Genomic DNA, 23,705 nt, shown 5'->3' on the forward strand with positions numbered 1-23,705 from the left:
CCGAGGATAATGCTGACGCGGAATTCAACCGGAGAGAGACAATGAACGAGATCATCGGTCAGGACAACACCGCCTTGTCGCAAACGCCCCAGGAGATCCGGGAAGCGCAGGAAGATTACGGCAGCAACTGTTCCGCCAATCCGACGATGGGCGATATCATCCATCGTCGCTTCTCGCGGCGAGGTTTCCTCGGCGGTTCGCTCGCAGTGGCGGCGATCGCCTCCACCGTAAGCCCGCTGGCGCTCGGCGCGGCCTCCGAGGCGCAGGCTGCGTCGCCGAGCTTCAATTTCGACGAAGTCGAGGCCGGCGTCGACGAGACCCATCACGTCGCTCGCGGCTATGACGCCGACATCCTGCTGCGCTGGGGCGACAAGCTGTTCGCCGACAGCCCGGAATTCGACCCCATGGCCCAAACGGCCGCCACTCAGCTTCGCCAGTTCGGCTACAACAACGACTATGTCGGCTTCGTGCCGCTCGACGGCGCCGCCGACCATGGTCTGCTCGTGGTAAATCACGAATACACCAACGCCGAACTGATGTTCCCGAACTTCGCCAAGGTCGGCAAGCAGATGGTCGATGGCAAGGAAGAAGACGCCGTGATTATGGGCGAGTTCACCAAGGAGCTCGTGGACATCGAAATGGCCGCCCATGGCGGCACCGTCGTCGAGATCCGCAAGGTCGACGGCGAATGGCGGCCGGTGCTGGACGGCAAGTACAACCGCCGCATCACCGCCATGACCGAAATGTCGATCTCCGGCCCCGCCGCCGGTCATGACCGCCTGAAGACCAAGGACGATCCGACCGGAACCCGCGTATTCGGCACGATCAACAACTGCGCCGGCGGCGTCACGCCGTGGGGCACCTGGCTGATGGCGGAAGAAAACATCAACGGTTATTTCGGCGGCGAGATGCCGGAAAGCCACCCGGAGCATGCCGCGTTCAAGCGTTACGGCATTCCGGGCGACAATTACAAATGGCATGCTTTCTATGATCGCTTCGACGTTTCCAAGGAGCCGAACGAAGCCAACCGCTTCGGCTGGGTGGTGGAAGTCGATCCGATGGATCCGACCTCGACGCCGGTCAAGCACACCGCGCTCGGCCGCTTCAAGCATGAAGGTTGCGAATCCATCGTCAACAAGGACGGTCGCGTCGTGGTCTATTGCGGCGACGACGAGCGTTTCGACTATGTCTACAAATTCGTGACCGCCGGGAAGTTCAACCCGGACGACCGCGCCGCCAACATGAAGCTGCTCGACGAGGGCACGCTCTATGTGGCGAAGTTCCATGAGGACGGCGTGGTGGAATGGCTGCCGCTCATTCACGGCCAGGGCCCTCTCACCGAAGCGAACGGCTTCCGCTCGCAGGCCGACGTCGTCATCAATGCCCGCCTCGCCGGCGACGCGCTGGGGGCGACCAAGATGGACCGCCCCGAAGACGTGCAGCCCAATCCGAAGACCGGCAAGGTCTATTGCATGCTGACCAACAATTCCAAGCGCAAGGACGAGCAGGTCGACGCCGCCAATCCCCGCGGCAAGAACAAGTTCGGCCACATCATCGAGATCACCGAAACCGACGGCGATTTCGCCTCGACCAAGTCGACCTGGGAAGTGCTGCTGAAATGCGGCGACCCCTCGGTGGCGGACGTCGGCGCCTCCTTCTCGACAGCCACCACGGCCAATGGCTGGTTTGGCATGCCCGACAATTGCGCCATCGACGTCGACGGCCGTCTTTGGGTCGCCACCGACGGCAACAACAAGAAGGACACCGGCCGCACCGACGGCGTCTGGGCGGTGGAAACGGAGGGACCGATGCGCGGCACCTCCAAGCTGTTCTTCCGCGTGCCGGTGGGCGCCGAAATGTGCGGCCCCTGCTTCAACCCGACGTCGGACACGTTCTTCGTCGCGGTTCAGCATCCCGGCGACGCCGGCCTTCCGACCTTCGAAACGCCCGCCACCCGTTGGCCCGATTTCAAGGACGGCATGCCTCCGCGTCCGTCGGTGGTCGCCATCACCAAGCAGGGCGGCGGCAAGATCGCCTGACCGCCGACATATCTGACGCCGCCTTTCGGGGCGGCGTCACCCCCGATCGAGCGCCGAAGGCAGCTTGGCGAGCAGCGATTGCACGAAGCCGTCGCGCGCCGAAACCGGCTCCAGCCCGCGCGGCTCATAGACATGGCGATGCAGGAAGAACTGCGTCATGCGGAGAGCGTCGATCAGCCCGTCGCGATCGGCCGCGCGCTTCGACTGGGCCTTGAGAAATTCCGGCAGGCGAAACAGCCGATCGGCATAAGGCAGCCCCGCGTCACGACAAACGGCCCGGCCCGATTTCGGCGAGACGAAATCGAGTTCTTCTCGCAACCCCGTGGCGGCGCATTGAGACAGATCCAGTCCGAAACCGAGATCCTCCAGCACTGCCAATTCGAAACGAACATAGAGTTCGCCGGCCTCCGCCGCCGCGCCGAGATGATCGAGCGTGATGTTGAGCATGTCGTAGAGATGCGGATGCGGATCGCGCTCCGGAAGAAGCCGCAGCAGCGCGCCGATGGCCTGCACCCCGTTGAGGCTGATCGCGTTTTCCATCAGCTGCGCGGCGCGGAAATTGAGCGGCTCCATCGAGAAATGGCCGATATGCTCTTCCAGTCTGGCGCGCCACGTCGCCTCGACGAGATTGCCCGGCTGCAGCAGCGGCTGCATGTTGCGCGAGCGGCCATTGCGCAACACGCCGAGATGGCGTCCGCGCGTCCGCGTCATCACCTCGGCGATGACGGAGCCCTCGCCGTGACGCTTGACGCCGAGAATGACGGCTTCATCCGTCCATTGCATGCAGCGACCGTTTCTCTTCGGCGGCGTCGCGGCGCCAGCACCCGTCCATATGATCGTTGACCAGGCCCATGGCCTGCATGAAGGCGTAGATGGTGGTCGGGCCGACGAAACTCCAGCCGCGCTTCTTCAGATCCTTGGAGAGACGAATGGAGGTCGGCGAGGTCGGATTGGCGCGGGCCCATTCGAGCGTCATGATGTCGGGGCGTTCGCTTTCGGGCGGAACAAAGCTCCAGAAATAGGCAGACAGCGAGCCGAATTCGGCCTTCAGGTCCAGCGCGCAGCGGGCATTGTTGATGGCGGAAACGATCTTGCCGCGATGGCGCACGATGCCGGCGTCCGCCAGCAGTCGTTCGATATCGGCCTCGTCGAAAGCTGCCATGCGCTCGGGCTCGAAATTGGCGAAGGCGGCGCGGAAATTGTCGCGCTTGCGCAGGATGGTCAGCCAGGACAGTCCCGACTGGAAGCCTTCGAGACAGATTTTCTCGAACAGCCGCCGGTCATCGCGCACGGGATAGCCCCATTCCTCGTCATGGTAGCGCATATAGTCGTCGAGGCCGCGGCACCAGCTGCATCGATGCCGGCCATCCTCGCCTTCGATCAGGCCCGCGCCCGCCATATCCGCCTCCGAATCCGTTGTTTCCGCCTGTTTAGCATTGCCTAACCATGTTTCAAAACCCGGCGCTAACCCTGACGAAAGGTTTCCCGCTTCGGTCGAATTGGAATGAACGGGCGTTAACCATTCGCTTGCCGGGCGCGCGGATGGTGAAGCTTCTTTCGTCAAACCTTTCCGCGAGTCGCGTTCATGACCAGATCGAGATTGCTTCTGACACTTGCCCTTTCCCTCGTCTCCTCCACGGCGCTGGCGGATGATCGGTATAAGGTGGTGCGCCCCGTCATCATCGAATCCGGCATCGCCGGCCAGTGGATGATGCAACTCGGCGGCCCCGTGCGCGGCCAAGTGGTGCGGCGGGTGCAACAGGGCCAGCCGATACGCATGACCCAACCGCGTCGCCTGAAGCAACACATGGCGGTCGAACCGCAGACGCAGATACAGCAGGCCGCCTATCACCCGGACCGCCCGGCCGTGAACGCCATCGAGCCGCAATTCCTGCCGCAGATGGTCGCCTACGAGACCAGGCACAAACCGGGCACGATCATCATCGACACCAACAACCGCTTTCTCTATCTGGTGATGGGCGACGGTCAGGCGCGCCGCTATGGCGTCGGCGTCGGCAAGCCGGGCTTCGAATGGGCGGGCGAACACAGGATCACCCGCAAGGCGGAATGGCCGACATGGCATCCGCCCAAGGAAATGATCGAACGCGAGGCGGTGAAGGGGCATTATCTGCCTGCCAGCATGGAGGGCGGCGAAGCCAATCCGCTCGGCGCCCGGGCGATGTATCTGGGCTCGACCCTCTATCGCATCCATGGCACCAATGCGCCCTGGACGATCGGTTACGCCGTGTCTTCCGGCTGCATCCGCATGCGCAACGAAGACGTGGTCGATCTCTATGAGCGTGTGAAGGTCGGCACGCGGGTCATCGTCATGTAATCTGCACTTCACGGCATCGTGAAGCCGCGCTCGGCAACCGAACGCGGCCGCAACGCTTGAATTTACCGCGACAACAGGTAGTTTCTCAACAAATTCCAAACTTCGGGGGAGTTTCGATGGCCTTCAAGACCTTTACCGCCGCCGCCATAGGCGTGGCGATGTCCGCTTTTCTCGCCGCAGGCGCGGCTCAGGCCTTTACGCCGACCCAGAGCGTCCAGCCGGCGCGGGCGGCGAACGACGTGCATCTGGCGGCCGTACAGAAGCAGCCGGCGCAGAAATTCCAGCGCCGCGTCGTCAAGCTCGACACCAATGAAAAACCGGGCACGATCATCATCGACACCAACAACAAGTTCCTCTACCTCGTCGAAAGCAAGGGCAAGGCAACGCGCTACGGCATCGGCGTCGGCCGAGAAGGCTTCGGCTGGTCGGGCGTCGTCAAGGTGCAGCGCAAGGCGGAATGGCCGCGCTGGGTGCCGCCGAAGGAAATGATCGCGCGCGAGCGCAAGAAGGGCCATATCCTGCCGGAATTCCAGGAAGGCGGCATCGACAATCCGCTCGGCGCGCGCGCGCTTTATCTCTACAAGGGCAAGTCTGACACCGGTTTCCGCATCCACGGCACCAACCAGCCCTGGACGATCGGGCTGAACATGTCGTCGGGCTGCATCCGCATGATGAACAAGGATGTCGAACATCTCTATTCGCGCGCATCCATCGGCACGAAAGTCATCGTTGTCGGTCCCGGCAACAAGCAGGGCAAGGTGCAGTTCGCCGACAAGGGCGTCGATCATTTCCGCCAGCTCTTCGCAGCCTTCGGCGGCTGAGCCTTATCGCCTTAAACCATTTCAAACCCGTCGCGCTCAACCGAGCGCGGCGGGTTTTTCACCGCCATAGGCCCAGTTCAACAGTTCCACCGTGTGCAGGATCGGCGCGCCGGCGGCGTCGGCGATCTGGGTGATGCAGCCGAGATTGCCGGCGGCGATCACGTCGGGCTTGACGGCCTTGAGATTGCGGACCTTGCGCTCCTTGAGCGCCGCGGAAATCTCCGGCTGTAGCATATTGTAGGTTCCGGCCGAGCCACAGCAGAGATGGCCCTCGGTGGGATCGACGATGGTAAACCCCGCTTTACGCAGGAGCGCCTTGGGCTGCAGCGTGATCTTCTGGCCGTGCTGCAGAGAACAGGCGGCGTGATAGGCGACGCGGGTTCCCCGCTGTTCCAACTCCGGCAGGTCGAGAAGATCAAGCATCTCTGTTACGTCGCGCGCGATCGAGGCGACACGGCTCGCATTGGCTGCATACTCGGGATCGGACTTGAGCATATGGCCGTAATCCTTGATGGTCGTGCCGCAGCCCGAGCCGGTGATCACGATCGCGTCCAGTCCCTCGCCGTCCATTTCAGTGATCCAGGCGTCGATATTGCGGCGCGCCGAGGCGAGAGCCGGCTCCTCATGGCCCATATGGTGGCGGAGCGAGCCGCAGCACCCCTCGCCTTTCGCCAGCACGACCTCGACGCCGAAACGCGTCATCAATTCGATCGCCGCCTTGTTGATGCCGGGATCCATCACCGACTGGACGCAGCCGCTCAAAAGCGCGACCCGCTTCCGCTTCTCGCCTTCCGCCTCAAATCGTCCCGGCACGGCGTAAGGTGACGGCGCGGGAAGGCGAGCGGGCGCGAGATCCAGCATCGCCCCGAACGGGCGCAGGGCCGGAACGCGCTTCATCACGCCTGCGAAGGGCTTGGCCAGTTTGGCCGCCGTCATGGCGCTGCGAAACAGTCTGGGCGACGGCATCAGCCAAGCGAGAAGCGCGCGCTGCAATCGCGTCATCAGCGGGCGCTTATAGGTTGTCTCGACATGCACGCGCGCATGGTCGATGAGATGCATGTAATCCACGCCTGACGGACAGGTGGTGGTGCAGGCGAGACAGGAGAGGCAGCGATCGACATGGGTCGCGACCGTCTCGTCGGCCGGCCGGTCGTTTTCCAGCATGTCCTTGATCAAATAGATGCGCCCGCGCGGGCTGTCGAGCTCGTTGCCGAGCGTCACATAGGTCGGACAGGTGGCGGTGCAGAAGCCGCAATGCACGCATTTGCGCAGGATCGCCTCGGCCTCCGCCGTCTTGGGATCGGCGAGCTGGGCGAGGGAGAAATTGGTCTGCATCAGGCGGCCCTCGCGCTTGCGGCTGGGCCGGTCATGCGGCCGGAATTGAACAGGCCCATGGGATCGAAGCTCGCCCGCACGCGCTCGGTGAGAGCGGCGAGCGCCGGCGGCTGCGGCTCGAAGACCGGGATTGCATCCCGCTGGGCGTCTGTCGCCCGCATCAGCGTCGCATGTCCACCGCCGAAATGCTGGATGCCGGCGCGCAGCAGTTCGGCTTCGGGCTCGGCTTCCATTCTCAGCCAGACGAGACCGCCCTGCCAGTCGTAGTAACCGTCGACGCCGGTCTGCATGCGCAGCATCGACAACAGCTTTTCTCCGGCCATGGGCGCCACGGAGACTTTCCAGACCGGACGCGTCGATCCATCGGCATGGAAGGGTTTGACGTCGCGGATTTCGCGCCAGAGCGTTTCGCTCTGTTCAAGATCCAGTTCGGCTAAGGGACAGAGGCCCGCGAAAGCCGATTTCAGCTTTGCCATTCGCTCCCCGACGGAGAAAGCCAGTCCTTCAAGGCGGAACACCACCGCCGCGCCTTCCGGAAGCGCGCCAGCCAAAAACCTGTTTTTGCAGCTTTCCGGAAGGTAAGCCGCGCCTGAAATTTCGAGCGGCAGAGCCATGGCTTTTGCCATGGCGGCGGAGGCAGCTTCGTCATCGAGGCCGGACAGGATCAGGCTTGCGCTCGTTTCAGGGCGCGGCAACACTTTGAAGGTCAGTTCGGTCATCAGCCCGAGCGTGCCGAAGGAGCCGGCCATCAGCTTGACGAGATCGAGGCCTGTGACATTCTTCATCACACGCCCACCGGCCTGGACGGTCTCGCCGCGGCCGTTGACCATGCGAAGGCCGAGCAGATGATCGCGCGCAGCGCCCGACTGAAACCGCCGTGGTCCCGAGAGATTGCAAGCGAACAGGCCGCCGATGCTCGGCTCTCCCGTCGCCCCCAGAAGCGCCCGGTAATCCGGCGGCTCGAAGGCGAGCATCTGGCCTTTGTCCGCCAGCGCCGCCTCGATCTCGGCAAGCGGCGTTCCCGCCTTGGCGGTCATCACCATCTCGGCGGGATTGTAGGAGACGATGCCGGTCATGCCGCGCATGGAGAGCGTCGCGCCCGCATGGATGCAATGGCCTATGCCGCGCTTGGTGGCGCCGCCGGTGATTTCCAGCGTCGTCTTGCCGGAGAGGCAGGCGCGGACCATCTCGATGCATTCGATTTCGTGGCGAGGGTCAAGGCGCGTCATCGCTGGCGTCCTTCGAGCGGGAACACTTTGGAGGGGTTCATCAGCCATTGCGGATCGAAGGCGTCGCGGGCGCGCATCTGCTGGACCAGATCGGCCTCGGCATATTGATGGCGCATCAGGTCGCGCTTTTCGACGCCGACGCCATGTTCGCCGGTCAGGCAGCCGCCGTGATCGACGCAGAGGCGGAGAATGTCGTTGCCGGCGGCTTCGGCCTTGGCCGCCTCTTCGGGGTCGTTGATGTTGTAGAGGATCAACGGATGCATATTGCCGTCGCCGGCATGGAAGACATTGGCGACGCGCAGGCCGTAGCGGGCGCAGATGTCATAGGTGCCCTTGAGCACATTGGTGAGTTCCGACAGCGGCACGGTGCCGTCCATGCAGATATAGTCGGCAATGCGGCCGGTGGCGCCGAAAGCGGACTTGCGCCCCTTCCAGATCGCGGCGGCCTCCATGGCCGACTGGCATTCCTTCACGGTCTTGACGCCGTGGCGGCGGGCGATGTCGATGATGCTCTTCAGCATGGCGTCCATCTCGGTCTCGGAGCCCTCGACCTCGACGATCAGCAGCGCCTCGACATCCATGGGATAGCCCGCCTTGGCGAAGGCTTCGCAGATATCGATGGCCGGCTTGTCCATGAATTCGATCGCGACGGGGATGACGCCCGCGCCGATGATGTCGGAGACGCAGGCGGTCGCCTCCTCCGCGCTCGGAAAGCCGAACAGCACCGGACGCGCCCCTTCGGGCTTGGCGAGCAGCCGCACGGTGGCTTCGGTGACGACGCCCACCTGCCCCTCCGACCCGCAGACTAGTCCGAGGAGATCCAGACCGCCGGCATCCAGCGCCTTGCCGCCGAGCTCGATGACGGTCCCGTCGAACAGCACCATCCTGACGCCGAGGAGATTGTTGGTGGTGACGCCATATTTCAGGCAATGGGCGCCGCCCGAATTCATGCCGATATTGCCGCCGATGGTGCAGGCGAGCTGCGAACTCGGATCGGGCGCATAAAAGAAACCATCGCCGCCGACCGCATCGGAAATCGACAGATTGGTGACGCCGGCCTGCACGCGGGCGCAGCGATTGGGCAGATCCACGTCCAGAATGCGGTTCATGCGGGTGAGCGCGACGACCACCGCATCCTGCTGCGGGATCGCGCCTCCGGACAACGATGTTCCCGCCCCGCGCGGCACCACCGGCACGGAATAGCGCGCGCAATATTTCATCAGCGCCGCGACATCCTCCGTCGTCCGCGGCAGCGCCACGGCGAGCGGCAGATTGCGGCAGGCGATGAAGCCGTCGGTTTCGAACGGAGTCAGCTCGCGCGGATCGGAGAGGATGCAATCCTTGCCGATGAGATCCTTGAGATCTGCGACGATCATGTCGCGCTTGGACAGCACCGCCGTGTCAGGCGGCAGGAATGCGAGCGATGTCATGGTCGGACCTCCCCTTGTTTCGCCAGTGTCCTGATCCGGCTCTGCGCGTCAACTGCTTCATCGTCGCAATCGACCAGACCTTGGTCCAATCCACGACAATGCACTCTTGCCTCAACTGGAAACAATCGGCTTAAACTATGGCCGACTTGGGGAGAATGCGATGACCAATCTCGGCGATCTCGAAATCTTCACGCGCGTTGTCGCCTCTAGCTCGATGTCGGAGGCGGCCCGTGAGCTCGGCTTGCAGACGCCGATCATTTCCAAGCGCATCAAGCGGTTGGAGGAACGGCTGGGCGCGCGCCTGTTTCACCGCACCACGCGTCAGATTTCGCTGACGGAGGCGGGAGAAGGATTTCACGAGAGGGTGCTGGCGGCGCTGGCCGGGCTGGAGGAGGCGGAAGCCTTTCTCGCCGGACGGTCGAGCGCCGTGACGGGCCGTCTGCGTGTTTCCGCGCCCACCTCCTTCGGCCGCATGCATATCGCGCCTTATCTTACCCGCTTCTTTTCGCTCTATCCCGATGTCGAGGTGCAACTGACGCTGACCGACGCTTTCCAGGATCTCGTCGCCGAGGGTTTCGATATCGCCATCCGCATCGGCGAATTGCCGAGTTCCAGCCTGGTGGCGCGCAAGCTCGCGGCTGTCAGGCGCATCCTCTGCGCGACGCCAGACTACATCGCCGGCCACGGCGCTCCCGCGGCGATCGAGGATCTGGAAACGCATGTCTGCATCCCCGCCCACAACAATGCCTACTGGCATCTGAGCGGACCGGATGGGCCGGTGGCGCTCAGGCCCGTCGGGCCTTTGTCAACGAACTCCAGTGAAGTGGTGCGCGAGGCGGTTCTGTCGGGCCTGGGAATCGCCTTCAGATCCACCTGGGATATCGGGCCGGATTTGCGCTCCGGCAGACTTGTTCAGGTCTTGCCGGATTGGGAGGGATCGTCGGATGTCGGCCTCTACGCCGTCTACCCTTCTCGCCAATATCTGCCGGCCAAGGTCCGCGCCTTCATCGATTTTCTCGCGGATCTCTACGGTCCGCAGCCCTACTGGGACAGATCCTCGCTATAGAGTCGCGCGTCGCTCAACAGCCGCCAATAGCCGTATTTGCGGGCATGCTTGGTCTCCAGCCCCTCCATGAAATCGTCATGGCTGACGATCGGCGCGTCAGGCGGAAGCTTTTCGTCGAATGCATCGAGGCTGAGCGTCCACATGGCGGCGTCGGCATAGGAATCCATCAGCGAACGATCGAGTACGCTGGTGATGAGCGCCCGGTAAAGCACGGTGGCGGCCAAAGGCGAGCTTTCGCCGAGCTGTTCGGCGGCCGGTTCGAGCGCGCGCTCGCGCCGCCCGTCCCACGCGCTCCTGTGGCGCAGCACATGCTGTTCGGCCAGATCCAATCGCGGCCAGTCGAGATAGAAGCGCAGCGCCTCATAGATGCGGTCGCTGGACGCCACGAGTTTCAAAGCCCTGTCCATCTCGTCGAATTCGTCGAAGTCGTCGAGCTTGGCGATGTGCCGACGAAGCATGTCGGCGTCGAAGCTTTCTAGGAAGAATTTCCATCGCGCCTCGCGCGCTTCGTCCTTGCGCTTGAGGCCATCGAGAATGTCGGCTTCCAGCAGACGCAGCTCGCGCAATTGATGATTGCCGGCAACCTGATGGAATTCGCCGTCGGAATAGATCAGCCTCGGACCCTTGATGATCTTGCGCGCCCAGGTCAGCGCCTCCTCGTGGCGCTTGGCCTCATGCAGTAACAGAGCCGTGCCGTAGGGGTCCTGATAGCGCTCCGGCTTTACCGCCTCCAACCGGATATAGCTATCGGCGTCGCGGCGAGCGCGGTAGAGTTGTTGGAGCAGGCGCGGGAGCATGAGGCCGGGCTCCTTGCCCGACATGCTCTTGAGCAGCAGTTGTTCCCAAGCGTCGGAGGCGGGACGCGACAGACCGACCAAAATGGCTTCGAATAGACCGGCGCGTTCGTGATACCGGTCTCGCTTGCGCTCCTGCTCGATCAGCGGAACCAGCGCGACCTGGTCTCTCTCCGGCAAGCCCAGCACGAGATCGCGCGCCGCCGTCTCCGCTTCCGCGATGATCTTCATCAGCCGCACGCTGTCGGACCTGAGCCGTCGCTCGATGCTGACGCGCAAACCCATGATGCGAAACATGCGTTCGGTCGCCGCTCTCGGATCGAGCGCGGCGAGCTCGGATTGGACATTGCGGATGAGGCCGGCGATCTCGACGCCGAGATCCTTGGCGCGGGCGCTGTTGATGGAGGTCTTGGCCGTTTCCAGCGCCGTCAGGCGCTTGTCGATCAGCGCGGCGATCTCCTCAGGACCCGATGTCCCGGCCAGCGCCGCCTGAAGCCGCGCCTTCAGCGCCTTGTTGGAGCCCGCTTCCTCGAGAAGAATATCGACGAGCTTGTCGATGCCGAGGCTGGAAAGCCCTTTTTTGTCCAGCTTCGCCTTCGCCTGTCGCGCCATGCGTCTCGCCTATTCGTCACCGTGTTTCGATCGGATACGCCGCACCATGAGCCATACGGCGAGAATGGCGACGGGCGCAAACAGGCCAGTCAGCACGCTCGCATCGATGGGCACGAGATCATGCCCGAGCGCCTTGGCGACGTAACCGAAGAGGCCGACGATATAATAGGAGATGGCCGCGACCGAAAGCCCTTCGACGGTCTGCTGCAATCGCAGCTGCAATTCCGCCCGCCGGTTCATCGCCGAAAGGAGGTCTGCGTTCTGCCGCTCGAGTTCGACATCGATCCAAGAGCGCACGAGGCCGGTGGCGCGGGAGAGCTTGCGCGACAGGTTGGCTTGTCGCTCCTCGACCGATTGGCAGGTGCGCATGGCGGGCGCCAGGCGGCGTTCGAGAAAAAAGCCGAGCGTTTCCGAGCCGGGCGTGGACGTTTCGGCCAGCATGCGGATGCGTTCCTGCACGATGCCGTAATAAGCGCGCGACGCGCCGAAGCGATAAAGAGACAGCGCGGCATTGGCTTCGAGATCGGCGGCGAGCTTGGTGATTTCGCCGAGCGCGGCGTCTGAGCCCGCGCCTGCGCCGGATTTCATGGTCTGCGTGACGGCGGTCAGTCCGTCCTCGATGCGGCGGATTTCCGGCGATAAAGTCTGGGCGAGCGGCAGGCCGAGCATGGCGAGCGTGCGGTAGGTCTCTATGTCGAGAAGGCGCTGGGCGAGCGCGCCGACGCCGGCGCGGGTGAGGCCGCGATCGACCAGCAGGATCATCGTCAGGCCGTCGCCGTTCTGGCGGAAATCGGTATAGATCGCCGCCTGCCCGGTCTTGACCTCGCTGTGGCAGAGGCTCGCAGGATCGAAGCTGGCGATGGCCGCATCCGTCTCCGGCCCTTCAGGACGGATTTCCAGCCGGATGCCGGAGATGAGCGAGCCGGGCGGGCGAAAGCCGTCGCCGAAAGGATGGCCTATGATGTCGCCGCCGAACTTGTCCGGCAGCGGCCCGTCCCAGAACCAAGTCGAAAATTCCGTATGCTGTTCCCAGCGCAGCGTGCCCGGCCCCCAGGGCATGGCATGGTGACGCGCGTCGCGACCGGGCGGCGACAGCCCTCGCTGGCGAGAGAGATCGGCCATGACGGCGTGATCGACGCCGGAGCCGCCGTCCAGCATGAAGGCCAGTTGCACGATGACGCGTGGCGACGGCACGAGCACATAGGGCCGAGCGTGAATCTCGCCCAGCGCCCGCGCCCTGTCCGGCGCCTGTGGAAAGGTGAACGCCCCGCTGCCCATCCCATGTCTCCCCTGTCTGGCGATCCTCCTCCGCCGTCATGCGCTTTGTCAATCGCCGGACGCCGAATGCGACAATCCGACAATCGAGCCAGCGATAATTGGATAATTTATTTGACCACTTGACCACAGAACTGTTACCGCAAGCTCGACAAGGGAATTGACATGCAAGACGACATCTTCAGATCGATCGATCATCGCAATACGGCCGAGGAAGCCGTGCGGCAGATCGAGCTGTTGTTGCTGGATGGCGTGCTGTCGAGCGGAGACCGGCTGCCTGGCGAACGCGAGCTTTCCGAACGCCTGGAAATCTCGCGGCCGGTGCTCCGGGAGGCCTTGAAGACACTGGAAGACCGCGGATTGGTGGTGAGCCGCCACGGCGGCGGCACCTATGTCGCCGATCTCATCGGCCAGATCTTTTCGCCGGCCGTTTCCGAACTCATTTCCCGGCATGAACGGCCGACGCGCGACTATCTGGAATATCGGCGCATGCTGGAGGGTCAGGCGGCTGAGCTTGCAGCCAAGCGGGCGAGCGAAGCCGACAGGAGCCGCCTGACCGCCATTCTCGAGGGCATGACGCAGGCGCGCGCCGAGGAGGATTTCCAGGCCGAGGCTGAACGCGACATCGAACTGCACCACGCCATCGGCGAAGCCGCGCACAACATCATTCTGATGCACACACTGCGCGCCTGCTACAGGCTTCTGAGCCTCGGCATCTTCCACCATCGCCGCCTGATTTTCGATCAGGCCCCGGCGCGTGAGAAACTGTTCCGTCAACACCACATGCTCGTCGACGCCATCCTCTCGGGCGATCCCGAAGCGGCGCGGGCCGCGGCGGAGGCGCATATCGATTATGTGGCTGAAACCGCCGTCGAATCCGCCCGCGCCCATGAGCGCCAGCGCATCGCAGAAATGAGAAACGTCCAGCGCGCGGCGACCAAAGCGACCGCCCGCCCTGCAAAAGGAAAGACCCCATGAGCATCGACAAGGTCCTCACCATCGCCGAGATGAAGGAAAAGGCGCGGCGGCGCGTGCCGAAGATGTTTTTCGACTATGCCGACAGCGGCGCCTGGACCGAAGGAACCTATCGCGCCAACGAAAGCGACTTCGAGAAGATCAAGCTTCGCCAGCGCGTTCTGGTGGATATGACCGGCCGATCGCTCGAAACCACCATGGCCGGGCAGGCTGCGACCATGCCGGTCGCGCTGGCGCCCACCGGGTTGACTGGCATGCAGCATGCCGACGGCGAAATGCTGGCAGCGCAGGCGGCGGAGGAATTCGGCGTGCCCTTCACGCTGTCGACCATGTCGATCTGCTCGATCGAGGATGTCGCCTCTGTGACCACCAAGCCTTTCTGGTTCCAGCTCTATGTGATGCGCGACCGCGAATTCGTCGAAAATCTGATCAACCGCGCCAAGGCGGCCAAATGCTCGGCTCTGGTGCTGACGCTGGATCTGCAGATCCTCGGCCAACGCCACAAGGACCTGCGCAACGGCCTGTCGGCGCCGCCGAAATTCACGCCCAAGCATATCTACCAGATGGCGACGCGGCCGTTATGGTGCATGGACATGCTGAAGACACAGCGCCGCACCTTCCGCAACATCGCCGGTCACGCCAAGAATGTCTCCGACCTCTCCTCGCTGTCGGCCTGGACCGCCGAACAGTTCGACCCCCGCCTGTCCTGGCAGGATGTCGCCTGGATCAAGGAAAAGTGGGGGGGCAAGCTGATCCTCAAGGGCATTCTGGATGAGGAAGACGCGCGCGCCGCCGCCGATTCGGGCGCGGACGCGCTGATCGTGTCAAACCATGGCGGTCGCCAGCTCGACGGCGCCCTTTCCTCGATTTCCGTGCTGCCGCGCATCGTCGACGCTGTCGGCGACCGCATCGAAGTTCACATGGACGGCGGGGTCCGCTCGGGCCAGGACGTCCTGAAAGCCGTAGCCCTCGGCGCCCGGGGCGTCTATGTCGGCCGCCCCTTCCTCTACGGGCTCGGCGCAGGCGGCCGCGCCGGCGTCCGCCGGGTGCTGGATATTCTCTACAAGGAGATGGACGTCACCATGGCGCTGTGCGGAAAGAGGAAGGTCTCGGAACTCGACAGGAGCATTCTGGCAGGCTGAAACATTTATTACAAAGGGAGCAGCCGGCTCGCGAGGCGCAGCCGAGCGTCCGGCCGACGAGAGGGAACCATAATATTGCCTTTGTAGCTCCATAAGACCGGTTTCGACGTCGCAGACCGAAAAAATCTGTGAAGCAGCGTTTTCAGAACATCACTATGTCGACCTCCGTCGCCATTCCTTGAAGAATCGCTGATATAGTCTGTCGACGTCTTTATCGATTCGAGCTGGAGGTTCCCATCCGTTGACAATCCTGTCGGGCATCGCGAGGTCGATGCAACTCATGCTACGCCGTCCCCAGCGCCGGCAATATGCCGCGCTGTGCTATCGCGAAACTTCGGTCGGGGAGCTGGAAATCCTGCTTCTGACGAGTCGCGATACCGGCCGATGGGTCATTCCGAAGGGATGGCCGATGGGTTCCAAGGCCGGGCACGAGGTGGCGAGACAGGAAGCGCTGGAGGAAGCGGGCGTCACAGGCGAGGCCGGTGCGGTTCCCCTCGGAATCTACAGCTATCAGAAACGCATGCAGGATGACTTTTGCGTGCCCTGCGGCGTCGAAGTTTTTCCCATGCGGGTTACCGGTTGCGTCGACAGTTTCAAGGAAAAAGGCAAGCGCCAGCTGGACTGGGTTTCGCCCTCGACAGCGGCGGCGCGCGTGGCGGAGCCGGAACTTCGGGATCTCATCCTGAGATTTGCAACGTCGTTTTCCCCTTCGGCCTGAAAGGTCATCATCACGCAAGCGCGGTGACGCATGATCGTCATCCGGGCATGACCACGCTGCAAGGCATTTTGGATGGCGAAATCAACCTATACGAAGCCGACGCTCGACCAGGATCTCGACAAAATCGGGATGATGGAGAGCGCGGCGCAATTTGTGATGAACCGCGCGGCGACCCCAGCGCTGGCCTTCGTCTTCATCGTCTGCGCCGCCAGCGCCGCGGTCAGCATGACCGCGGGAAGCGCCGGAATGCTGTTCATCGCGGTCGCCTCCGTGATGGCCGCCTATATGGCCATGAATATCGGCGCGAACGACGTGACCAACAATGTCGGCGCGGCCGTCGGCGCGCGGGCGATCTCGCTGCGCAACGCGCTCGTGCTGGCGGCCGTCTGGGAAATCGCCGGCGCATTTCTCGCCGGCGACCGGGTGGTGGCGACCATCAAGAACGGCATCGTCAGCGCAAGCCTGACGCCCAATCCGGACATGATCGTCGTCATCATGGTCAGCGCGCTGTTTGCCGCCGCCGCCTGGATCAATATCGCCACCTGGCTGAATGCGCCTGTTTCGACCACCCATTCGATCGTCGGCGGCATCATGGGCGCGGGCGCTGCGATCGTGGGCTTCAGGGCGGTGAATTGGGGGCAACTCGCCGAGATTTCTGCGGGTTGGCTGTTTTCTCCCATCGCGGGCGGCCTGATCGCCGTCGCCTTTCTCTCGTTCATCCAGACCGCGATCCTCTATGCGGACGATCGGCTCTCGGCGGCGAAGCGGTGGGTTCCGATACTGCTGGCGGTGATGACCGGTTCTTTCGTCAGTTACCTGCTGTTGCTCGGCTTCGACGACGAACTCGGCCTGAGCGCCTGGCAGGCGATCGCGGCCGGCCCGTTGGTCGGACTGATCGGTTATGTCCCCTATCGCCGCGTCGTCGCCCGTCAGGCAGGCGCACTCGACGCCGTGGATCCATCGATCAAATCGCTGTTTCGAACGCCGCTGGTGTTTTCGGCAGCGCTTCTGTCCTTCGCTCATGGCGCAAACGACGTCTCCAATGCGATCGGTCCGCTCTTTGCGGTGGTGGAGGCCTCCGGCATCCAGTCCGTGACCGCCAATCAGGACGCGCCGTTTTGGGTGATGGCGCTCGGCGCATTCGGCATTTCGGTGGGACTCCTGCTGTTCGGGCCGAGACTCATCCGCATCGTCGGCAGCCAAATCACCAAGCTCAACCCGATCAGAGCCTTCTGCGTCGCGCTCTCGGCCGCGATGACCGTCATCGTCGCTTCGGCGCTCGGCCTGCCGGTCAGTTCCACGCATATCGCCGTCGGCGCCGTTTTCGGCGTCGGCCTGTTTCGTGAATGGCATGTCGCCCATTCCACCCAGCGCCGCCTGTATATCGAAGCCAAGGCGCTGAACGGCGACAAGAAGGCTGCGCGAGAGGTTTTGGCCGGGAAAGCCGCCTCAGAGGAGACGGCGCAGGCTGTGGACAACAGCTATCGCTATCTGGTGCGGCGCTCCTATCTGATGTCCATCCTTGCCGCATGGGTGGTGACGGCCCCCGTTTCCGGCGCGCTCGCCGCCGGCATCGCCGCCGCCCTGCACAGACTGATCCAGTGAGGACGCGATGCGCGCCAATTTCCGAATGCAGAGGCTTTTTCTCGATGCGCCGATCTCGGCGGACAGCCCCATCCCTGCCAATGACGAACAGGTCAACTATCTCGCCAATGTGCTGCGACTGCAGGACGGCGCGGAAATCCTGATATTCAACGGCCGCGACGGGGAATGGAAGGCGCAGCTCACGTTTCCCAACCGCAAGAAGATCCAGATCGTGCCCGTCGAAGTCACCCGGCCGCAGCCGGAACAACCGGATCTGCACTATCTCTTTGCGCCGCTGAAGGTCGGCCGGCTCGATTATCTGATCCAGAAATCGGTCGAAATGGGCGCCGGCGTGATACAGCCGGTGATGACCCAGCATGTCCAGGGCAAGATCACTTCGCTGGATCGCCTCAGGGCCAATGCCGTGGAAGCCGCCGAACAGTGCGGCATTTTGGCGATTCCGGAGGTCCGCGAACCCGTCAGGCTGACGGCGCTGATCGAAACCTGGCCGCGCGACCGCCGCATCATCTATTGCGACGAAGGCGCGGACACAAACAACCCGATGAGCGCGCTTCGAGCCATAGCTGAGAAAAAACTCGCGCTTCTCATCGGCCCAGAAGGCGGGTTTTCGGAAGAAGAACAGCGGCTTCTGCGCAGTCTAGACTTCGTGACGCCGATTCCGCTCGGCCCACGAATCCTGCGCGCCGACACTGCTGCGGTCGCGGCTTTCGCCGTCATCCAGGCCATGATCGGAGACTGGCGCTGATCAAAAAATCTGAGCCAGCCTTTCATCCTTTTTGCTTGCAAATCCTGTAAAGACAGGTCAAGCACTCTGCCCGGCGGCGTGCGGGCGACCGTCGATCTCACCTGCAGAAGAAGCTCACATGGCGCGCGACACTACGGACGACACACTTGTCACCTCGATCGACGATCTGACCGCACATATCGCGGCCGGAGAGAAGCCTGAAAGCGCCTTTCGTCTCGGAACCGAGCACGAGAAATTCGTGTTCCGCACCGCCGACAACAGTCCCGTGCCCTATGAAGGCGAGACGGGCATCAAGGCCATTCTCGACATCATGCAGGACCGGCTCGGCTGGGACGCGATCGTCGACAAAGGCAATATCATCGGCCTCGCCTCCCCCTCGGGCATGGGCGCGATCTCGCTCGAACCCGGCGGACAATTCGAATTGTCCGGCGCGCCGCTCGAAACACTGCACCAGACCGCGGCCGAGACGCGCGGACATCTCGATCTGATGCGGGACATCGCCGTCCCGATGGGCATCGGCTTTCTCGGCCTCGGCGGCAGCCCAAAATGGAGCTGGGACGAGACGCCGAAAATGCCGAAATCGCGCTACGGCATCATGTCGCGCTACATGCCCAAGGTCGGAAGCCGCGGCCTGGACATGATGTATCGCACCTGCACGATTCAGGTGAATCTCGATTTTTCGTCCGAAGACGACATGCGCCGCAAGATGCAGGTCGGTTTGAAGCTGCAGTCGCTGTCCACCGCGCTTTTCGCCGCCTCCCCCTTCACCGAAGGCAAGCCGAACGGCTTCAAATCCTGGCGCGGCGATATCTGGCGCGACACCGACAACGCCCGCGCCGGCCTGCTTCCGTTCGCTTTCTCCGAGGCGTTCGGTTATCGGGATTACGTCGAATGGGCGCTCGACACGCCGATGTATTTCGTGGTCCGCGACGGCGCCTATCACGATTGCACCCATGTCACCTTTCGTCAGTTCATGGCCGGCGCGCTCAAGGGCGAACTGAAAGAGTGGCAGCCCAATATGGGCGACTGGACCAATCACCTCTCGACGTTGTTCCCCGATGTGCGCCTCAAACGCTTCCTGGAAATGCGCGGCGCGGATTGCGGACCGGAAAGCCACATCAACGCGTTGCCGGCCTTCTGGGTGGGACTGCTCTATGACTCCGCAGCGCTGGAAGACGCCGTCCAATTGACGCGCGACTGGAGCTTCGACGCCGTGCAGGCCGCCCGCGACGCCGTTCCGGAACAGGGCCTCGACGCCATGCTCGGCGCGCGGCGCCTCGGCGACATCGCACGCGACGCGCTCGACATCTCGCGCAAGGGTCTCAAAGCCCGCCATGTATTGAACGAGGCCGGCGCCGACGAAACCATCTATCTCTCCCCGTTGGAAGAGATCGTCGCCGGCAAGCCGACATTGGCCGATGAACTTCTGGCCCGGTTCGATGGCGAATGGAACGGCTCGGTCGAACCCGTATTCTCCGACTACAGGTATTGAAGCATCTCGACCGAAAGCGATGGCGAGTTTCGGGATGACGATACGCGCCAAAGCCGAGCGATAAAGTATGGGAGCGAATATCGGAATTCGCGACCGCTTTAACGTCGGTCGGCTTCGACCTTTCCTGTTTCAAGAATGCGAATCCACGTTATAGTGGCATTGACGCAGAGCGCTTCGCTTTCTTGAAAGGACTTCCATGCTGCCTTTGTTCGATCTGATGATGAATGCGCAGAACGGTCAGGCGACGGAGGCCATGGCCCGCCAATTCGGGCTGGCGCAGGAGCAGATGCAGAAGGCGATGACGGCGTTGATGCCCGCCTTTTCCTCCGGCTTCAAGCGCAGCGCTGCAAATCCTTACGATTTCAACGCCCTGCTCCAATCGGCGATGTCCGGCGGCTACGCCAAATATTTCGAGGACATGGGCAAGGCGTTCACCCCCCAAGGCGTGGCTGACGGCAACGCCATCCTCGGCCAGCTGTTCGGCTCCAAGGACGTGTCGCGGGCCATCGCCGCGCAGGCGGCGCAAATGTCCGGCATCGGCCAGGAAGTACTGAAGCAGATGTTGCCGGTCATGGCCAACGCCATGGTCGGCGGCTTCCTGCGCCAGGTGGCGGACCAGTTCCGCGCCGCTGGCGACGCGATCACCGCCGGCGACGGGGCCAAACTGATGGAGCCGTGGCTGCGCGCCTCCGGAATGGCGCAACAGCCCGAGACGCCAACTTCGTCGTTCCCCAATCCTTTTCTCGACGCCATGCAGGCCATGATGGCGCCGGCGGCGGCCAAGCAGGAAAAGCCGGCGGATCCTTTCGCGGCCAATCCTTTCCTCCAGATGCTCGGCGCGATGAATGCGGCGATGTCTCCGCAGCAGACGAAACCCGCAACGCCGGATCCTGTCGAGACCGCCCCCTCCAGCAATCTTTTCAGCCAGATGTTCGAGAGCGGCATCGAGGTGCAGAAGGCTTACCAGTCCAATCTCGATTCTATCCTCAACAGCTATTTTTCCGGCGCAAAGTCACGGGCCGAGTGAGCCCGTCTGTCTTGTTGCATGTGGACAATGATCCAAAACGCGACAGGAGCCCTCGAAAGCCATTCCCAATTTGCAGCTCACCCCAGCGCTGAACGCATGGCTTGCCGTTGAAATCCCGACATGTTTTGTGAAGTGTTAAAAAATTGTTTTGCAATGCGCTGCTTTTTAGGGAACTACGCCACATTTTCGCGCGTTTGATGGTCTGAATCGGAGCAGAGCGGGTTGATTTCACTTGGATAATCAACCTTACGACAATGTTAATCCCAGGTGACAAACACGGCCGATTGGTTTATCGCTTTGCCATCCCGTGATCAGGCGCCTCTCATTCAGGTTATCAGTATGAATCCTGGAACACTCAGCACGACCCTGCCCCTTCGCAGCACGACTGCCGCCGCGGGCGCACCGGCCGAACTGGACGCCATTTCGGCGTCTCGAGGCTCCAGCTGGATTCATGGCGCTTTGGACAAACCGTTCCAGTTCGCTCTGAAGAGGGGCATGGACGTCACCGTGTCCGGACTGGCGCTTCTGGTCCTGCTTCCCTTCTTTCTCATGATCGCCGCAGCCATCGTGATCGAAAATCGCGGCCCGGTGTTCTTCAGCCAGCAGCGTTGGGGTCGTGGCGGCAAACTGATCCGCATCTACAAATTCCGCTCCATGCGTAGCGACATGTGCGATGTGAGCGGCGTGCGTCAGACGACCGAGAATGATCCGCGCGTGACGCGCATCGGCGCCTTTCTGCGCAAGACCAACCTCGATGAGCTGCCGCAGCTGATCAACATCTTCCTGGGCGACATGTCGATTGTCGGCCCCCGCTGCCATGTCCCGAAAATGCTCGCAACCGGCGTGCTCTATGAAGATCTGGTGCGAGACTATCACATCCGCCACCTCGTCCGGCCCGGCCTGACCGGGCTGGCGCAGATGAACGGCTATCGCGGCCCTACCAATACGGAAGAAGCGGCCCGCGGTCGCGTGGCCTACGATATCGAATACATCAAGACCTTCTCGATCCTGCAGGATATTCGCATCATCATCGGCACGGCCGTACGGGAATTCCGAGGCGGCACGGGTTTCTGATACAAACATTGAATATCATCGATGCGAAGGCGGGGGCTTGCCCTCGCCTTTTTTGTTTTTGGCACGTTCCTGTGACGTCATCGCCGACGCAAATATGTTGACTTCTTTATTCATGTTTAATAGTTGAGTGTCGCAATCATGTTTTAGAGAAGGGTAGACCATGGCTCTCACCATTTCCGTCGCCGACGCCAACAAGGACGGCAAGGGCGTGAATTTCAACGCCTATATCCAGACGTTCGACACGACCTTCGTGTCTTCCGGCCGAGGCGGGTTCAACAAGCCCGATCCGTCCGACCCTTTCAAGGGCGAGGGCTATGTCACGATGGCGAACGAGGAGGGCAATGGCGGCGCCAGCGTGGTGTTCACGTCCGACGGCGGCTTCACCTATGATCTCAGCACCCATGTGGTCAGCGGCGACCTGAAGTCGATCACCTTCGGAACGGATACATCCTACAACGAGGCGACTGAAACCTATTCGAACTCGAAGGATGTCGTCATCTCCGGATTTTCCGATTTCGCGACGTCCACTGAAGACGGCAAGCTGATGGGAGACCTGATGGATTCACGGGTCGGATCGTTGAAGACGCTGTTGGCCTCCGATTCCATCGTCTTCAAAGGCTCGACCGGCAGTGACGTCTTCACCGGCTTTGGCTTTGCAGATACGGTCAGCGGCGGCAACGGCAACGATACGCTGGGCGGCGGCGCAGGCAACGACAAAATCTCCGGCGGTTCGGGCGTCGACAAACTCAGCGGCGGGACGGGCAACGACACCCTGACGGGCGGTGCGGGCAACGATACGCTCAAGGGAGACGCCGGAAACGATATCCTGAACGGCGGCGCCGGTGTGGATCGTCTCGTCGGGGGCGCCGGCAGGGACTCGCTCACGGGCGGTTCGAGCGCCGACACCTTTGTCTTCGCCAAGGGCGATGGAAAAGACACGATCACCGATTTCGCCGAAGGCGCTGCGGGCAAGGACGTGATCGAATTCGCCGACGGCCTGTTCAAGAACTATGCCGATGTGCTGGATTCCGCCAAGGACACCGCTGACGGCGTGCTCATCTCCTATAGTGGCGGCAAGCTGCTGCTGTCGGATGTCGATCTGGCCGACCTGCACAAATCGGACTTCCACATCCTCTGATCCCGGGAAGAATAGAATGATCGAAAGACGCGGCTCGCCGGCCGCGTCTTTTTTCGTTCGCCGTCAGGCCGCCTCGTCGGTGGGGAAGATACTGAGTCGTCCGCCCTCGACGCGCACCGACAATGCGCAACCATAGACCGCTTCGAGGATATCTTCCTTGAAAACATCCGCCGGCGCGCCCTCCGCCGCCAGACGCCCTTGTCTGAGCATCAGCACATGATCGGCGAACAGGGCGGTGAGGTTGAGGTCGTGCATCACCGCGATGACGCCGCCGCCGCTTTTGGCGAAATCCCGCGCCGTCCGCATCAGAGCCAGTTGATGCTTCACATCGAGGCTCGCGACGGGCTCGTCCAGCAACAGCCAGCGCGGTTGCCCATCAATCTCGGGACTGCTGATCTGGCAGAGAACGCGGGCCATATGCATGCGCGACTGCTCGCCGCCGGATAAGGCCAACGCCGAGCGGTTCTCGAAGCCGGTGAGATCGACCGCCGCGAGCCGCTCCGCGATCAGGCGGTCAGCCTCCTCGCGCGAATGGACTTCGCCTGCGACAACCCCCATTTCCAGGACTTCCCGAACCGTGAATGGGAAGCCGAGCTGGATGGACTGCGACATCACGCCCCGGAGCCGAGCCTGTTCGCCCACCGCCAGCCTGGCAAGACTACGGCCATTGATCGAGATTTCGCCGACATGGCGTCGGTCGCCCGAAATCGCTCTGAGCGTCGTGGTCTTGCCCGAGCCGTTCGGCCCGATGATCGCGGTCAGGCGCCCGGGCTTCGCCTCGAAGTTGACATCGTCGACCACGCGTCGACCGCCGAGGTCGACCGATACGGATTGAAGCTTGATCATGACGCCG

The 23,705-nt window shown here is 62.6% G+C and carries 21 protein-coding genes; 13 read left to right on the forward strand and 8 right to left on the reverse strand.

Annotation, left to right across the window (positions count from 1 at the left end; translation table 11 throughout):
• The first annotated feature begins 41 nt into the window (after window positions 1-41).
• The gene (locus OCK01_RS14635; protein WP_263824572.1) at window positions 42-2,039 is read left to right on the forward strand and encodes a PhoX family protein; all 1,998 of its coding nucleotides are present in this window, start codon (window positions 42-44) and stop codon (window positions 2,037-2,039) included.
• A 36-nt stretch (window positions 2,040-2,075) separates the two neighbouring features.
• On the opposite strand, the gene recO is transcribed toward OCK01_RS14635, so the two are convergent.
• Both recO and OCK01_RS14645 read right to left on the reverse strand, forming a co-directional pair.
• Complete coding sequence (recO, locus tag OCK01_RS14640; protein ID WP_263824573.1) at window positions 2,076-2,822, reverse strand: DNA repair protein RecO; 747 nt, start codon at window positions 2,820-2,822, stop codon at window positions 2,076-2,078.
• Window positions 2,806-3,438 carry a DNA-3-methyladenine glycosylase I gene (locus OCK01_RS14645; RefSeq protein WP_263824574.1) on the reverse strand — a complete coding sequence of 211 codons (633 nt, stop codon included), beginning with the start codon at window positions 3,436-3,438 and terminating at the stop codon, window positions 2,806-2,808. The genes recO and OCK01_RS14645 overlap by 17 nt, the downstream gene beginning before the upstream one ends.
• A gap of 186 nt (window positions 3,439-3,624) precedes the next feature.
• Between OCK01_RS14645 and OCK01_RS14650 the strand changes: the two genes are divergently transcribed.
• Window positions 3,625-4,374 (forward strand): L,D-transpeptidase, encoded by a 750-nt coding sequence (locus OCK01_RS14650; RefSeq protein WP_263824575.1) that lies wholly within the window; start codon window positions 3,625-3,627, stop codon window positions 4,372-4,374.
• A 116-nt stretch (window positions 4,375-4,490) separates the two neighbouring features.
• The gene (locus OCK01_RS14655) at window positions 4,491-5,195 is read left to right on the forward strand and encodes a L,D-transpeptidase (RefSeq protein WP_263824576.1); all 705 of its coding nucleotides are present in this window, start codon (window positions 4,491-4,493) and stop codon (window positions 5,193-5,195) included.
• Window positions 5,196-5,231: 36 nt separating this feature from the next.
• On the opposite strand, the gene glcF is transcribed toward OCK01_RS14655, so the two are convergent.
• From glcF to OCK01_RS14670, 3 genes are read right to left on the reverse strand one after another with little or no spacing between them, the layout of a single operon-like run.
• Complete coding sequence (gene glcF, locus OCK01_RS14660) at window positions 5,232-6,530, reverse strand: glycolate oxidase subunit GlcF (protein WP_263824577.1); 1,299 nt, start codon at window positions 6,528-6,530, stop codon at window positions 5,232-5,234.
• A complete protein-coding gene (glcE, locus tag OCK01_RS14665; RefSeq protein WP_263824578.1) occupies window positions 6,530-7,759 on the reverse strand; it encodes a glycolate oxidase subunit GlcE in 1,230 nt (409 codons plus the stop codon). Before glcE ends, glcF begins: the two co-directional genes overlap by 1 nt.
• Window positions 7,756-9,189 (reverse strand): FAD-linked oxidase C-terminal domain-containing protein, encoded by a 1,434-nt coding sequence (locus OCK01_RS14670; RefSeq protein WP_263824579.1) that lies wholly within the window; start codon window positions 9,187-9,189, stop codon window positions 7,756-7,758. Before OCK01_RS14670 ends, glcE begins: the two co-directional genes overlap by 4 nt.
• Window positions 9,190-9,349: 160 nt before the next feature.
• On the opposite strand from OCK01_RS14670, the gene OCK01_RS14675 reads away from it, so the two are divergent.
• A complete protein-coding gene (locus tag OCK01_RS14675; RefSeq protein ID WP_263824580.1) occupies window positions 9,350-10,255 on the forward strand; it encodes a LysR family transcriptional regulator in 906 nt (301 codons plus the stop codon).
• Here the strand turns inward: OCK01_RS14675 and OCK01_RS14680 are convergent.
• Window positions 10,231-11,661 carry a DUF6880 family protein gene (locus OCK01_RS14680; protein WP_263824581.1) on the reverse strand — a complete coding sequence of 477 codons (1,431 nt, stop codon included), beginning with the start codon at window positions 11,659-11,661 and terminating at the stop codon, window positions 10,231-10,233. The genes OCK01_RS14675 and OCK01_RS14680 overlap by 25 nt on opposite strands.
• Before the next feature lie 9 nt (window positions 11,662-11,670).
• Window positions 11,671-12,939, reverse strand: a complete 1,269-nt coding sequence (locus tag OCK01_RS14685; protein WP_182827413.1) for a DUF3422 family protein — start codon at window positions 12,937-12,939, stop codon at window positions 11,671-11,673.
• Window positions 12,940-13,101: 162 nt separating this feature from the next.
• On the opposite strand from OCK01_RS14685, the gene OCK01_RS14690 reads away from it, so the two are divergent.
• The 9 genes from OCK01_RS14690 (at window position 13,102) to OCK01_RS14730 (ending at window position 22,852) form a co-directional block, all read left to right on the forward strand.
• A complete protein-coding gene (locus tag OCK01_RS14690) occupies window positions 13,102-13,914 on the forward strand; it encodes a FadR/GntR family transcriptional regulator (RefSeq protein ID WP_263824582.1) in 813 nt (270 codons plus the stop codon).
• A gap of 2 nt (window positions 13,915-13,916) precedes the next feature.
• Window positions 13,917-15,053 (forward strand): alpha-hydroxy acid oxidase, encoded by a 1,137-nt coding sequence (locus OCK01_RS14695; protein WP_318530242.1) that lies wholly within the window; start codon window positions 13,917-13,919, stop codon window positions 15,051-15,053.
• Between the two features lie 271 nt (window positions 15,054-15,324).
• The gene (locus OCK01_RS14700; RefSeq protein ID WP_263824584.1) at window positions 15,325-15,771 is read left to right on the forward strand and encodes an NUDIX hydrolase; all 447 of its coding nucleotides are present in this window, start codon (window positions 15,325-15,327) and stop codon (window positions 15,769-15,771) included.
• A gap of 72 nt (window positions 15,772-15,843) precedes the next feature.
• Window positions 15,844-17,376 carry an inorganic phosphate transporter gene (locus OCK01_RS14705; protein ID WP_263824585.1) on the forward strand — a complete coding sequence of 511 codons (1,533 nt, stop codon included), beginning with the start codon at window positions 15,844-15,846 and terminating at the stop codon, window positions 17,374-17,376.
• Window positions 17,377-17,383: 7 nt separating this feature from the next.
• Entirely contained in the window at window positions 17,384-18,121 is a 738-nt protein-coding gene (locus OCK01_RS14710; protein ID WP_263824586.1) for a 16S rRNA (uracil(1498)-N(3))-methyltransferase, read from the forward strand.
• A gap of 118 nt (window positions 18,122-18,239) precedes the next feature.
• Window positions 18,240-19,613, forward strand: a complete 1,374-nt coding sequence (locus OCK01_RS14715; protein WP_263824587.1) for a glutamate--cysteine ligase — start codon at window positions 18,240-18,242, stop codon at window positions 19,611-19,613.
• A 196-nt stretch (window positions 19,614-19,809) separates the two neighbouring features.
• Window positions 19,810-20,640 (forward strand): DUF937 domain-containing protein, encoded by an 831-nt coding sequence (locus OCK01_RS14720; protein WP_263824588.1) that lies wholly within the window; start codon window positions 19,810-19,812, stop codon window positions 20,638-20,640.
• A 495-nt stretch (window positions 20,641-21,135) separates the two neighbouring features.
• Window positions 21,136-21,714 carry a sugar transferase gene (locus OCK01_RS14725; RefSeq protein ID WP_263824589.1) on the forward strand — a complete coding sequence of 193 codons (579 nt, stop codon included), beginning with the start codon at window positions 21,136-21,138 and terminating at the stop codon, window positions 21,712-21,714.
• A 160-nt stretch (window positions 21,715-21,874) separates the two neighbouring features.
• Window positions 21,875-22,852, forward strand: a complete 978-nt coding sequence (locus OCK01_RS14730) for a calcium-binding protein (RefSeq protein WP_263824590.1) — start codon at window positions 21,875-21,877, stop codon at window positions 22,850-22,852.
• A 63-nt stretch (window positions 22,853-22,915) separates the two neighbouring features.
• Here OCK01_RS14730 and OCK01_RS14735 read toward each other — a convergent pair whose 3' ends face one another.
• Window positions 22,916-23,698: a heme ABC transporter ATP-binding protein gene (locus OCK01_RS14735; protein WP_263824591.1), complete on the reverse strand. Its 783-nt coding sequence runs from the start codon at window positions 23,696-23,698 to the stop codon at window positions 22,916-22,918.
• Window positions 23,699-23,705: the final 7 nt, after the last annotated feature.

This window comes from Rhizobium sp. TRM95796, from assembly GCF_025779995.1.
In the GTDB taxonomy this organism is placed as follows: domain Bacteria; phylum Pseudomonadota; class Alphaproteobacteria; order Rhizobiales; family Rhizobiaceae; genus Rhizobium_E.